General features: G+C 74.7%; 12 protein-coding genes and 1 pseudogene. 4 read left to right on the top strand and 9 right to left on the bottom strand.

The window, feature by feature from the left end:
- The 3 genes and pseudogenes from ABD774_RS20825 to ABD774_RS20815 all read right to left on the bottom strand — a co-directional run.
- Nucleotides 1-839 (bottom strand): annotated as a pseudogene (locus tag ABD774_RS20825) (hypothetical protein); the annotation flags it as partial.
- A 284-nt stretch (nt 840-1,123) separates the two neighbouring features.
- Nucleotides 1,124-1,945 carry an HAD family hydrolase gene (locus ABD774_RS20820; protein WP_345045523.1) on the bottom strand — a complete coding sequence of 274 codons (822 nt, stop codon included), beginning with the start codon at nt 1,943-1,945 and terminating at the stop codon, nt 1,124-1,126.
- Between the two features lie 140 nt (nt 1,946-2,085).
- Entirely contained in the window at nt 2,086-2,718 is a 633-nt protein-coding gene (locus ABD774_RS20815; protein ID WP_345045520.1) for an alpha-ketoglutarate-dependent dioxygenase AlkB, read from the bottom strand.
- A 64-nt stretch (nt 2,719-2,782) separates the two neighbouring features.
- On the opposite strand from ABD774_RS20815, the gene ABD774_RS20810 reads away from it, so the two are divergent.
- From ABD774_RS20810 to ABD774_RS20800, 3 genes are read left to right on the top strand one after another with little or no spacing between them, the layout of a single operon-like run.
- The gene (locus ABD774_RS20810) at nt 2,783-3,778 is read left to right on the top strand and encodes a zinc-dependent alcohol dehydrogenase (protein ID WP_345045518.1); all 996 of its coding nucleotides are present in this window, start codon (nt 2,783-2,785) and stop codon (nt 3,776-3,778) included.
- Entirely contained in the window at nt 3,778-4,155 is a 378-nt protein-coding gene (locus tag ABD774_RS20805) for a 6-pyruvoyl trahydropterin synthase family protein (RefSeq protein WP_345045515.1), read from the top strand. The genes ABD774_RS20810 and ABD774_RS20805 overlap by 1 nt, the downstream gene beginning before the upstream one ends.
- A 5-nt stretch (nt 4,156-4,160) precedes the next feature.
- Nucleotides 4,161-5,240 (top strand): glycosyltransferase family 4 protein, encoded by a 1,080-nt coding sequence (locus tag ABD774_RS20800; RefSeq protein ID WP_345045513.1) that lies wholly within the window; start codon nt 4,161-4,163, stop codon nt 5,238-5,240.
- A 2-nt stretch (nt 5,241-5,242) separates the two neighbouring features.
- Here ABD774_RS20800 and ribA read toward each other — a convergent pair whose 3' ends face one another.
- From ribA to ABD774_RS20780, 4 genes are all read right to left on the bottom strand, one after another.
- Nucleotides 5,243-6,613 (bottom strand): GTP cyclohydrolase II, encoded by a 1,371-nt coding sequence (gene ribA, locus ABD774_RS20795; RefSeq protein WP_345045510.1) that lies wholly within the window; start codon nt 6,611-6,613, stop codon nt 5,243-5,245.
- A 145-nt stretch (nt 6,614-6,758) separates the two neighbouring features.
- The gene (locus ABD774_RS20790) at nt 6,759-7,757 is read right to left on the bottom strand and encodes a bile acid:sodium symporter family protein (protein WP_345045507.1); all 999 of its coding nucleotides are present in this window, start codon (nt 7,755-7,757) and stop codon (nt 6,759-6,761) included.
- A 97-nt stretch (nt 7,758-7,854) separates the two neighbouring features.
- Nucleotides 7,855-8,589 carry a glutamine amidotransferase gene (locus tag ABD774_RS20785; RefSeq protein ID WP_345045505.1) on the bottom strand — a complete coding sequence of 245 codons (735 nt, stop codon included), beginning with the start codon at nt 8,587-8,589 and terminating at the stop codon, nt 7,855-7,857.
- Between the two features lie 46 nt (nt 8,590-8,635).
- Nucleotides 8,636-9,139 (bottom strand): DUF4190 domain-containing protein, encoded by a 504-nt coding sequence (locus tag ABD774_RS20780; protein WP_345045503.1) that lies wholly within the window; start codon nt 9,137-9,139, stop codon nt 8,636-8,638.
- A gap of 177 nt (nt 9,140-9,316) precedes the next feature.
- Between ABD774_RS20780 and ABD774_RS20775 the strand changes: the two genes are divergently transcribed.
- Entirely contained in the window at nt 9,317-10,660 is a 1,344-nt protein-coding gene (locus ABD774_RS20775) for a uracil-xanthine permease family protein (protein WP_345045501.1), read from the top strand.
- A gap of 27 nt (nt 10,661-10,687) precedes the next feature.
- Here the strand turns inward: ABD774_RS20775 and ABD774_RS20770 are convergent, their stop codons facing one another.
- Both ABD774_RS20770 and ABD774_RS20765 read right to left on the bottom strand, forming a co-directional pair.
- The gene (locus tag ABD774_RS20770) at nt 10,688-11,317 is read right to left on the bottom strand and encodes a LytR C-terminal domain-containing protein (RefSeq protein ID WP_345045499.1); all 630 of its coding nucleotides are present in this window, start codon (nt 11,315-11,317) and stop codon (nt 10,688-10,690) included.
- A gap of 19 nt (nt 11,318-11,336) precedes the next feature.
- Nucleotides 11,337-11,660 (bottom strand): type II toxin-antitoxin system VapB family antitoxin, encoded by a 324-nt coding sequence (locus ABD774_RS20765; protein WP_345045497.1) that lies wholly within the window; start codon nt 11,658-11,660, stop codon nt 11,337-11,339.
- Nucleotides 11,661-11,943 lie beyond the last annotated feature (283 nt).

Raw genomic sequence — 11,943 nt, 5'->3', positions numbered from 1 at the left:
ACGTCCACCGGCCCGGCCAGGCGCGGATGGTCGAAGAACGTCGCGGTCTCCGCCAGCCCGGCCGCCGCCAGCGCCACCCGCCCCGCCGCCCACGCCTGGACCCGCCGGTGCGCCGCCAGGACCTCGACCCCCGCGACCCGCCCCAGCCTCGACACCTCCGTGCCGGTCAGCACCGCCGCCAGGTCCGCACCCCCACGCATCCCCGCCAGCACCCCCACCCCGACCCCCAGGCCGCCAACACCCCCACCCGCCACCGCCGGGTCGAAGACCTCCGACACCCGCCGCCGCAACGCCCGCGACCACGCCGGACCACCACCCACAAAACCCTCGGCATCGGCATCAAGGTCGGCGCCGGTGCCGGATGGGTCGTCGGAGCTGGCAGAGGAAACGGCGCCGGCATCGGAGTCGGCGGCGGCGTCCGCCGTCACCACCACGCCCGCGGCGGTGCCGACTGGGTCGTCGGAGCCCGCAGAGGAACCGGCGGCAGCATCGAGCTCGGCGGCGGCAGACTCCACGGCCGGCAGCGCGCTCGTACGCGTGAACCCCGCCGGCGCCAGCCCGGCCAGGACCGCGGACCCCTCCGCGTCCGCCCCGGGGGCGCGCGGGGCCTCGTCGTCCGGGCCCAGCAGCTCCTCCAGCACCCCCTGCGCCCACGGGTCACCCGCCTCCAGCAGCACCCCCAACCCCTGCAGCCCCGCGCTCGACAGCTCGTGCGCCCGCGCCAGCCGCTCCGCCGCCCTCTGCTCAGCGGCGAAAGCACGCAGATGCCGGCATGGGCCGTGCCGCCCGTCCTCCGGGCAGCACCACCCACCCGCACCGCGCACTCCGCCTCTGCTCATGGATCGATCGTATGTTCGACCACTGACATCGGCTTCGGACGTCCCCAACCAACCTCAACGCATACGCTCAACGCGAGTGGGGCAACCGAATGCGCGGGGGGCGCGCTTCGTCGCCATGACCAGCTGCTGAGGGTCGAGGGTGGTGTGCGTGACGACGACGTCGGCGACAGTCTCCGGTGGCCATCTGTGCGGTTCTCCGTAAAAGCCGTGGAGCCGAGGAGCCGAGGAACCGTGGAGCCGAGGAAGCGCCGGTAGACCCCGGCCCGCGCTTCAGATTGCAGGTGCTATCGGGCGGAGCGAGCCTCCAGCAGGGCCTCGACCAGCTCGGCCACCGCCTCGTCGCCGTGGTGCCCGATCTGAAGTCGTGCCAGCACGCGGACCGGCTCCCGGGCGTTGCCCATGGCGACCGGGAACCCCACCCGAGAGAGCCACACGACGTCGTTCTCGCCGTCGCCGATCCCGGCGCAGCGCTCCGGGGGGATGCCGAGGCGCTCCAGGACGGCACTCAGCGCGGCCCACTTGTCGGCGCCCGCGGCGCTCATCTCGAAGGCGGTGTCCATCGAGCGCACCATGCGAGGGAACACCGCTCGGACCTCCGCGTCGAGGGCGTCGAGGGTCCCAGGCTCGCCGAAGATGACCGCCTTCGTGGACTCGGCGTACGGCAGCTCGCCGGGCGGGACGGCCCTGGTCGCGGCTGTCGGGTCCGCGGCGACGAGCAGGCCGTGGATCACGCTGCCCTCCTCGACGACCATCGTGTCGACCGTGAACAGCGACGGCTCCACCGCCCGGCCCTCGCAGAAGGCGACGACGGACTGCGCCTCGTCGGGGTCCATGAACGCGGTGTGAAGCGGGTCTGAGTCTCGCGTGTCGACGGCGACCGCACCGTTCGAGGCGACGGCGTACCCGTCGATCCCTGCGTCCGCCAGGATCGCGGTGGCGGCTCCCAGAATGCGTCCCGTGACGATGATCGGCTCGACCCCGGCCGCCCGCAGATCGGCCAGCGCGCGGAGCGTGCGAGGACTCACGCGGTGGTCACCGCCGGCGAGGGTGCCGTCGACGTCGAACGCGACGGCGCGCACGTCGAGCAGATCGTCGTGCAGGTTCATGAACATCCTTCTGAGCGGGTCGGGCGAGGCGGGTCGGGCGAGGCGGGTCGGGCGAGCGGGGTCGGGCAAGGCGGTGCACGGGGAACGAGAGGCGACGTGCGGTCCCGGGCCCCCACGGTAACCGGCGTCGCCGTGCCGGCTCAGCCCTCGTCGCCCTCGCCGGGACCGTCGCCGGCACCGTGCGTCCGTGCCACTGCGTTGCCCCGCTCCGCGAACTTCCGGCGGAGCGTGCGGAACGTCAGCGAGTAACGCGGCTCGCGCACGGCCGGGATGTGGTGCTGCCACCGCGTCCGGACCGGGCCGGCGAGCACGTACGCCGAGCGCGGCTCGAGCCACTGCTCCCACACCCTCCGCTCCGCGCCCTGACCGAGCTGGAACCGCATGGGCGACGGCGAACCCAGCGAGACCCCGACCACGTCCCCGAACGCCGGTGCGTCCCGGTGCCAGCCGATCGAGGCGCCCGGCGGGTAGAACGTCGCGAGCGCCTCGGCCAGCTCCGCCGTCGGCCGCTCCAGCAGCGCGGCGCAGCGCTCCCGCACGGGCTGCAGCCAGTCCGGGATCGGCTCCCCGGGCGTCACCGCCCCGCTCTCGAAGTGGTAGCCCACGCCGTAGTGGCGGACCACCCGGCGGGCGACCTGCCCGTGCATGCGGACCTCGCCGTACTCGAGGCCGGTGAGACGCGCGAGGAGCCAGTCCTCCTGCACCTCGGTGAGGAAACCGGGCACGTACCGCAGCCCGGCCGGCTCCTCGACGATGCCGCGCATCCGTCCCATCCTCCCGAGGGTATGACCGGCGCCGCTGACGTGCGCCCCCGCAGGTCCACGACACAATCGACCCATGTGGACCGCCTACTGGACGACATCGCCCCGCAATGGCGAGCTGCGCACCGAGCCCGGCCGGACGCCCGGCGAGGGTGAGGCGCTCGTGCGCACCCTGCGCTCGGGCGTCAGCCGCGGCACGGAGATGCTCGTCCACGCCGGCGCCGTCCCCGCCGCCGTCGCCCGCACCATGCGCGCCCCGTTCCAGGAGGGTGAGCTGCCCGGACCGGTGAAGTACGGCTACCTCTCGGTCGGCGTCGTGGAGGAGGGGCCGGCGGACCTCGTCGGCCGCCGCGTCTTCTGCCTCTACCCGCACCAGGACCGCTACGTCGTCCCGGTCACGGCGCTCACGCCGGTGCCCGACGACGTCCCCTCCGACCGCGCCGTCCTCGCCGGCTCCGTCGAGACCGCCGTCAACGCGCTGTGGGACGCCGCCCCGCGGCTGGGCGACCGGGTCGCCGTCGTCGGGGCGGGCATGGTGGGCGGCGCGGTGGCGGCGCTGCTGCGGACCTTCCCGCTGGACCGGCTCCAGCTCGTCGACGTCGACCCCGCCCGCGCCGACCTCGCCGCCGCGCTCGGGGTCGAGTGGGTGCACCCCGACGACGCCGCGGGCGAGTGCGACCTCGTGATCCACTGCTCCGCGTCGGAGTCCGGGCTCGCCCGGGGGCTCGAGCTGCTCGGCGACGAGGGCGAGCTCATCGAGATGTCCTGGTACGGCACCCGCGAGCCGCAGGTGCCCCTCGGGGCCGCCTTCCACGCCCGCCGCCTGAGCATCCGCGCGAGCCAGGTGGGAGCGGTCTCGGCGGCCCGCCGCGCCCGGCGGACGACGGCGGACAGGCTCGCCCTCGCCATGCGCCTGCTCGCCGACCCCGCGTTCGACGCGTTTCTCACCAGCCGCTCCGACCTCGCGGGCCTTCCCGCGGCGATGGAACGGCTCTACGCCGGGGGCGGGTCCCCGCTCTGCCACGTCGTCGTCTACCCCGAGAGCCCCAAGTCCACCGAAGAAGGAGCCTGATGTTCGCCCTGACCGTCCGTGACCGCATGATGATCGCCCACTCCCTGCCGCACCCCGCGTTCGGGCCGGCCCAGGCCCTGCACGGCGCCACCTTCGTGGTCGAGCTGACGATCCGCCGGGCCGAGCTGGGGGAGGAGGCCATCGTCATCGACATCGGCGAGGCGACGACCCTCCTCAAGGACGCCCTCGCGGACCTCGACTACACCAACCTCGACGAGCACCCCGAGCTCGCCGGCACGCTCACCACCACCGAGGCGCTCGCCAAGCTGGTCGCGGACCGCGTCGCCGGGAAGCTGCCGGCGGGCGTCTACGCCGGGCTCGACGTCACGCTGCGGGAGCACCCCGACGCGTGGGCGACCTACACCCGCGAGCTCTAGCCGCGATGGCCCGAGAAGGCGGGACGACGGCGGAGCCGGCGGCCGCGGCCGGCCAGCTCGGGTTCGTCACGTGGGACCGCACCGCTCCCAGCGGCGGCAACACCTACGACTGCGAGCTCGTCGCCGCGCTCCGGGCGGCCGGTAACGACGTCGTCGTCCACGCCCTTTCCGGCGCCTGGCCGGAGCCCGCGGGCCCGGACCTCGATCGCCTCGCCGCCGCCCTGGCCGCCCACCCCGTGAGCCTGGTGGACGGCATCGTCGCGAGCGGCGCCCCCGGCCCGGTCGAGGAGGCGGTGGCCGAGGGGTGCCGCGTCGTCGTCCTCGTTCACATGGCCGCCGCGGACGAGGTCGGTCTCGCCGCCCCGGACGCTGACCGGCGCGAAAAGGCCGAGGGGCGTGCCCTGCGCGCGGCCTCCGCCGTCGTCGCGACCAGCCGGACGGCGGCGGACGACCTCGCCGCCCGCCACGGGCTCCGGGACGTGCGCGTGGCCCGGCCCGGCGCACGCCGCGCTCCGACCGCGGGAGGCTCGACACCGCCGCGCATCCTCGCCGTCGCCAACCTCACGCCCACCAAGGACCCGCTCACCCTCGTCCGGGCGCTCCACGAGGTGACGGACCTGCCGTGGACAGCCGTCCTGGTGGGATCGCCCGACGTGGACCGCGACTTCGCCGAGGCCGTGCGCCGCGAGGCCGCCGGCCTGGGGGAGCGGGTCCGGCTCGCCGGGGCGCTCGTGGGTGACCCGCTCGAGGCGGAGTGGTCGGCGGCCGACCTGCTCGTGCTCACCTCGCGCACGGAGACGTTCGGGATGGTCGTCCTCGAGGCGCTCGCCCACGGCGTCCCGGCGGTGGTCGGGGCGGGGACGGGCGCCGTCGAGGCGCTGACCCGCGGCGCCCTCCCGGGCCAGACGGCGACCCCGGGGGCGGCGGTCCCTCCGGGCGACCCGGGTGCGTTGGCCGCCATGCTGCGACGCTGGCTCACCGACACGTCCCTGCGGGACCAGTGGCGCCGCGCCGCGGCCGACCGGCGAGCCACGCTGCCGGGCTGGGACGTCACCGCCGCGATCGTCGGCCAGACGCTGCCCTGACCTCAGGCGCGCACGGCCGCCAGGTCCATCTCGGTGCAGATGTCCTCGCCGAGCACGAAACGACGCACGGGCGCGCTCAGGGCGTCCGCGAGCCGGTCCGAGCCGTCGAAGCGGATGCCCGGCACGCCGTCGCCGATGAGCAGCGGCGCGGTGGTGAGGAACAGCCGGTCCAGGAGCCCCGCGGCGAGGAACGCCGAGACCACCCGGCCGCCGCCCTCCACCAGCACCCGCCCGAGCCCGCGCTCCCGGAGCGCGGCCAGGACCGCGGCCGGCTCGAACCCGGACGGCCCCAGCGGCAGGCGCAGCACGCTGACGTGCGGGGCGACCTCCGGCACGACGGCGTCCGGCCCGACCACCCAGAGCGTGGGGGCGTCGTCGACCGTGAGGACGTGAGACCCGTGCGGGGCGCGCCCGTTCGGGTCGAGCACCACGCGGACGGGCGAGCCGCCCGCCACCGCCCGCACCGTCAGCCTCGGGTCGTCCGCCAGCACGCTGGACACCCCGATCACCACGACGTCCACCAGCGCCCGCAGCCGGTGCAGGTGCTCCCGGTCCTGCTCGCCGCTGACGAACTCGGCGTCCCCGGACCGTGCCGCGATGAACCCGTCCATGCTCTGGGCCAGCTGGCCGATCGTCAGCTCCGGACCCGCCGCCACCAGCGGCCCGTAGCGGTCCAGCAGCACCGAGTCGGTCCCCGCCACCCCGTGGTCCGGCACCCGGCCGGCCACCAGCTCGGCCCACGCGTCCGGCACGGCACCCACGGAGTCGTGGCGCATGCGGCGCCGCTTGGTGTCGAGGTAGAAGGCGTTCTCGGGCCGGTCCGCCACCGGCAGCGTCTGGCGGGCGACCACCTCGATGCCCAGCTCGGTCAGGCGCTCGGCCTTCTCGGGGTTCGAGGACATCAGCCGCACGCGCGTGACGCCGAGGTCGTGGAGGATGTCGGCCACCTCGTCGTACGTCCGCGCGTCCGCCGGGTAGCCCAGCTCGAGGTTCGCGTCCACCGTGTCGAGCCCGGCGTCCTGCAGCGCGTACGCCTGCAGCTTCGCCAGCAGGCCGATGCCGCGACCCTCGTGCCCACGCACGTACACGACGGCGCCGCGGCCCTCGCGGGCGATCGCGCCGAGGGCGGCGTGGAGCTGCTCGCCGCAGTCGCACCGGCGCGAGCCGAAGGCGTCCCCGGTGAGGCACTCGGAGTGCACCCGCACGAGCGGGGCGACGTCGTCGAGGCCCTCGCCGGCGACGTCACCCATGACGAGGGCGACGTGGCCGAGGCCGCCGGCGCCGTCGTAGCCGTGCATGGCGAAGGTCCCGTGCTCCGTCGGCAGCGTCGTCGACACCGTCCGGCGCACGGCCAGGCGTGGGAGGTCGGTCATCGCAGAAGGGTGACACACAACGGACATCGCACGCGCGCGGATCGCCCGGCACGCCGGGAGTTCCACCTCCCGTCGCCGGGCCGTCACGGGCCGCGGCCCCGCACCGTTCAGGTGCGGGGCCGCGATCAGTCGTGCGTCGGAACCGTCAGGAGGCGACGGCCTCGGTGGCGCGGGCCGGCTCCGGGGCGAGCGGACGACGGCGGAGCACGGCGGCCAGGATCGCGCCCGAGACGTTGTGCCAGACCGAGAACACGGCGCCCGGGAGGGCGGCGAGCGGGCTGAAGTACGTGGCGGCGAGACCGGCGGCCAGGCCGGAGTTCTGCATGCCGACCTCGATCGCGACGGTGCGGCGCACGCGCTCCGGCTGCTTGGTCACCGCGGCGAAGCCGTACCCGATGGCGTAGCCGAGGCAGTTGTGCAGGACGACGGCGGCGAGGACGAGCAGCCCGGCCTCGACGATCTTGTCGGCGCTGCCCGAGACGACGGCGACGACCACCAGGGTGATGGCGACCACGGAGACCCACGGCAGCACCGGCAGCGCCCGCGTGACCAGGCCGGGCAGCAGCATGCGCGCCACCAGGCCGAGCGCCACCGGGACGAGCACGATCTGCAGGATGGACAGCGCCATGCCGACGCCGTCGACGGGCATGTACTGGCCCGCGAGCCACAGCGTGAGCACCGGGGTCAGGAGGGGGGCGAGCAGCGTGGAGACCGAGGTCATCGTGACGGAGAGCGCCGTGTCGCCCTTGGCCAGGTAGGTGACGACGTTCGACGCCGTCCCGCCCGGCGCGCAGCCCACGAGGATGACGCCCGCGGCGAGCTCGGCCGGCAGCTGCAGCGCCCAGGACACCCCGAGGCCGAGCAGCGGCATGATCGAGTACTGCGCGACCACGCCGAGCAGCACGGGCAGCGGGCGCGTCACGACGAGGCGGAAGTCGGGCAGCGTCAGTGTCAGCCCCATCCCGAACATGATGATGCCGAGCAGCGGGTTGATCGCGGCGCCCAGGGGCGTGAACGTGCCGGGCAGCAGGAACGCGACGGCGGCGCCGGTGAGGATGAGCAGCGGGAACAGGGTCACCGCGACGCGGGCGGAGCGGTCCTCGGCGGTCGGCGCGCCGGGCGCGCCGGGGGTCTGGGAGGTCATGGGCGGAGATGATGCCGCGCGGCGCGGCCACCCCGCCCTGCCGTGCCGGGATACGGGACGATCCGGGGCGCGCGGGAGAGCGCGTGGGCGGGCGGGGTCAGTCGCGCGCGTACCGGGCCACGAAGTTGGTGACGATCCGCTGCGGGACGGTGACGTCGACGTCGCGCACCGAGGCCTCCACCTGGGCCTGCTCGGCGGGGTCGAAGTAGCCCGCGTCGCGGTAGATGCGGATGCGCTCGAGGATGCCCGGCACGTCGAGCTCCGGATGGAACTGCGTTCCGTAGAGGTTCGCCCCCACGCGGAACATCTGCACCGGGCACGCCTCGCCCCGCGCGAGCAGGACGGCGCCGTCGGGAAGCTTGCTCACGGCCTCCTTGTGGCCGACGAACGCCTCGAACGACGGCGGCAGCCCGGCGAGGAGCGGGTCGGCGGCGCCGTCGTCGGTCACCTCGATGGTGGTCGCGGAGATCGGCTCGGCGTAGGTGTCGTCGAGCTTGGCGCCCAGGTACCGGGCGAGCGTGCCGACGCCGTAGCAGGCGCCGAGGAAGGGGAAGTCGGCGGGGATGAGGACGGACAGCAGGCGCGAGAGCTCGTGCTCGACGCGCAGCTGGGTGTCGGACTTGTGCCCGTCCGGGATGGAGCTGGTGTACGGGCTGCCCCCGAGCATGATCCCCGACCAGTCGTCGAGGTCCAGGGGCGGCAGGGGCGTCGACTCCAGCCGCATCCAGACGAGCTCGCGCTCGCTCAGGCCGCCGTAACGGAGGAAGGCCTCGTACTCGCTCTCGGCGGCGGCGTCCTCGGGGCGGGTGGCCAGGAGCAGGAACGGCTTCACGCCGCGATCCTACGGTCGCGGGCGGGTCCCTCCCGACGCGGTCCGCTCAGGCGGTGCGCAGCCCCCAGATCGCCAGGACGAGGAGCACCCAGAGCGCGGTGAGGGTGTAGCCGAGGGCCAGCCCGGCGACGGCGAGGCCGCGGCCCCCGGCGTAGCCGTCGTGACGCCGCAGCGCGAGGTGCCCGCAGACGACGGCGGGGACGCCGACCCCGGGGACGACCGCGAGGACCCCGAGCACCAGGGCGGCCACCGCCAGCGGGTCGTTGCGCACGACCGCGGAGGTGTACCCGGGCCCGGACAGGACGGCGCGGTGGTCGACGCCCTCGCTGCCCGGGAAGACGAGGGGTGCGCCGTCGTCCTGGCGCTGGCTCGCGGGCGGGGCGCTCGTGGGCGAGGGGTAGGGCGAGGGGCCGGCCCCCGGGGCAGGGGCGGCGGCGTAGTCCGACGGGTAGGCGCGCGGGACGGGCGCCGGCCGGGCGGCCGGCGGCGCGAAGGGGTTCTCCGGTCGCGCGGCGCCGGGCTGCCCGGGGCGGGCGTCGTCCTTGCCCATGCGACTCTCCTCACCTCGGGCCGTCGGCACGGCAGGTCAGGGCCGTCCGGACCAGCCTGCCGCCGCCCAGGATCGCACAGGCGGCGACGGGCCGGGCCGTCGTGGCACTAGCCTGTCCTCCCGAACCGGCCCCCCGACGGCGTGGGCGCAGGCGCGACGACGAACGGGGAGAGCGCGATGAGCGAACGCAAGGGTTTCGGCAGGTGGACGGTCCACGGCGACGGGCGCCGCATCGGACCCGGTGAGGTGGTGGGGCCCCAGGAGCGGCTGAGCTGGCCGGCCACGATCGGCATCGGCGCGCAGCACGTCGTCGCGATGTTCGGCGCGACGTTCCTCGTCCCGCTGCTCACCGGCTTCCCGCCCGCGACGACCCTGTTCTTCTCGGCGGTCGGCACGCTGCTGTTCCTCGTCATCACGGCCGGCCGGGTGCCGAGCTACCTCGGCTCGAGCTTCGCCCTGATCGCGCCCATCACGGCCGCCACCGCGTCCCAGGGGATGTCCTCGGCGCTGGGCGGCGTGGTCGCCGTCGGTGTCCTGCTCGCGATCATCGGCCTGGTGGTGCACTTCGCCGGCGCGCGATGGATCGACATCATCATGCCGCCCACCGTCACCGGCGCCATCGTCGCGCTGATCGGGTTCAACCTGGCCCCCTCCGCGTGGGGCAACGTCCAGAAGGCGCCCGTCACCGCCGTCGTCACGGTGGGCGCGATCCTGCTGTGCACCGTGCTCTTCCGCGGCATCCTGGGGCGCCTGTCGATCCTGCTCGGCGTCCTCGTCGGGTACGCCACGGCCCTGCTCCGGGGCGAGGTGCAGACGCAGAAGGTCGCCGACGCGGCCTGGTTCGGGCTGCCCGAGTTCACCGCACCGAGCTTCGACCCCGCGCTGCTCGGCCTGTTCCTGCCGGTGGTTCTCGTCCTGGTCGCGGAGAACGTCGGGCACGTGAAGTCCGTGGCCGCCATGACGGGGGAGAACCTCGACGACGTCACCGGCCGGGCGCTCTTCGCCGACGGCCTGTCCACCGCCCTCGCCGGCGTCGGCGGCGGGTCCGGGACCACGACCTACGCGGAGAACATCGGCGTGATGGCGGCGACCCGTGTGTACTCCACCGCCGCGTACCTCGTGGCCGCGGTGGTCGCGTTCCTGCTGAGCATGTCCCCGAAGTTCGGCGAGCTCATCGCCACCATCCCGCCGGGCGTCCTGGGCGGCGCGGCCACCGTGCTCTACGGGATGATCGGCATGCTCGGGGTGCGGATCTGGGTGCAGAACCGCGTGGACTTCTCCGACCCGGTCAACCTCAACACCGCCGCGGTGGCCCTCATCCTCGGCATCGCCAACTACACCTGGGTCGTGGGGGAGATGCGTTTCGAGGGCATCGCGCTGGGCTCCGCGGCCGCGATCGTCGTCTACCACGTGATGCGGCAGATCTCGCGGGCGAGGGGCACGAGCCAGGAGGCGGCGTCGCCGGCGTCCGCGCCCGCGGGGGCGGAGCTGCACCCGGGCGAGCTGCGCCGCGAGGGCTGAGCCCGGCCGGACGCGCCCCTACGGCGGTCAGCCCTCCGCGGGAGCGTCCGCGGGGGGCGCCGACACGGGCTGGCAGCCCTCGGGCGAGGCCAGCGGGGCCTGCGGGTCGAGCGCGGCGATCTCGTCGGCGCTGAGCATCTTGGTGTAGCCGGAGCCGAGCACGACGTCCACCGACTCGTCCGTGCGCGCGTCCAGGGTCACCACGGACTCCGGGAAGAGCCGCGCCACGGTGTAGCCCGCCGTCACCCCGAGGGGCCCTGAGACGATCTGCACGACGCCCTCGTAGGCGCCCTGCGGCCAGTTCGCCTGCTGGTTGATCAGCACCCCGGCGGCGCCGAGCGCCTCGGCCGTGGTCGCCGCCAGGCCGGCCGTGTCGGTGCCGTTGTAGACGTTCGCGGTCACCGACCCGAGATCGACGGGTACGGCGCCCTCCGGCACGCACGGCTGGACGATCTGCTGCCCGGTCGGCTCCTCCCGGGAGAACTCCCGGCTGAAGGGTGCCGGCAGCAGACCCGACCACATCGCACCGGCGATCAGGGCGGCGACGAGCAGGACGATCACCAGCCCGCCGAAGACCACCGTCTGACGCTGCTGCAGCCGCCGCCGTCGAGCCGCACGCCGGAGGGCGGCCTCGTCGGTCGCGATCTCCTCCGTCACAGGAGGAACCGTAACGGAGTCAGACCTGCTCACGGAGCCGCCCCTCGTCGTCCAGCTCGAGAACGCGCGCGTGGAGCACCAGCCGCTGCTGCAGCGCGGCGCGCAGCGCGCGGTGGAGGCCGTCCTCCAGGTAGAGGCTGCCGCGCCAGGACACGACGTGAGCGAACAGATCACCGTAGAACGTGGAGTCCGTGGACAGCAGCGAGCGCAGGTCGAGCGTGCTCTTGGTGGTCACGAGCTGGTCGAGGCGCACCTGACGGGGCGGGACGGCCGCCCACTCACGCGGGGTCGTCAAGCCGTGGTCCGGGTAGGGACGTCCGTCCCCGACGGCCTTGAACATCACCCGAGGGATGGTAGACGCCGCGGGGGACTCAGGAGGGGAGGCGTCGGGGCGCGCCGAGCGGGCAGCGAGCGGGACACGGCGAAGAGCGGCGATGGCATGACTCCTCAGAAGAGGCCGGACGGGGCCGGACATGGCGACGGCCCGCCCCGGGGGAGGGGGCGGGCCGGCGCGGTGGGGGCGTGGCGGTGGGTGCCACGCGGGGCACCCCGGGGTCCGGGGGGTGCGGTGGCGTCGGTCAGGCGACGCGGATGAAGACCGGGTTGGAGATGTAGATCGGGGACTC

This window comes from Georgenia daeguensis, from assembly GCF_039537705.1.
Classification (GTDB): domain Bacteria; phylum Actinomycetota; class Actinomycetes; order Actinomycetales; family Actinomycetaceae; genus Georgenia; species Georgenia daeguensis.
Note: the sequence above shows the minus strand (reverse complement) of the source record. Positions and strands in the feature narration are given on the sequence as shown.

Excerpts from the sequence above, each read along its gene's own strand:
- ABD774_RS20820 (WP_345045523.1), bottom strand. The coding sequence starts at position 1,945 with ATGAACCTGCACGACGATCTGCTCGACGTGCGCGCCGTCGCGTTCGAC.
- ABD774_RS20815 (WP_345045520.1), bottom strand. The coding sequence starts at position 2,718 with ATGGGACGGATGCGCGGCATCGTCGAGGAGCCGGCCGGGCTGCGGTAC.
- ABD774_RS20810 (WP_345045518.1), top strand. The coding sequence starts at position 2,783 with ATGTGGACCGCCTACTGGACGACATCGCCCCGCAATGGCGAGCTGCGC.
- ABD774_RS20805 (WP_345045515.1), top strand. The coding sequence starts at position 3,778 with ATGTTCGCCCTGACCGTCCGTGACCGCATGATGATCGCCCACTCCCTG.
- ABD774_RS20800 (WP_345045513.1), top strand. The coding sequence starts at position 4,161 with ATGGCCCGAGAAGGCGGGACGACGGCGGAGCCGGCGGCCGCGGCCGGC.
- ribA (WP_345045510.1), bottom strand. The coding sequence starts at position 6,613 with ATGACCGACCTCCCACGCCTGGCCGTGCGCCGGACGGTGTCGACGACG.
- ABD774_RS20790 (WP_345045507.1), bottom strand. The coding sequence starts at position 7,757 with ATGACCTCCCAGACCCCCGGCGCGCCCGGCGCGCCGACCGCCGAGGAC.
- ABD774_RS20780 (WP_345045503.1), bottom strand. The coding sequence starts at position 9,139 with ATGGGCAAGGACGACGCCCGCCCCGGGCAGCCCGGCGCCGCGCGACCG.
- ABD774_RS20775 (WP_345045501.1), top strand. The coding sequence starts at position 9,317 with ATGAGCGAACGCAAGGGTTTCGGCAGGTGGACGGTCCACGGCGACGGG.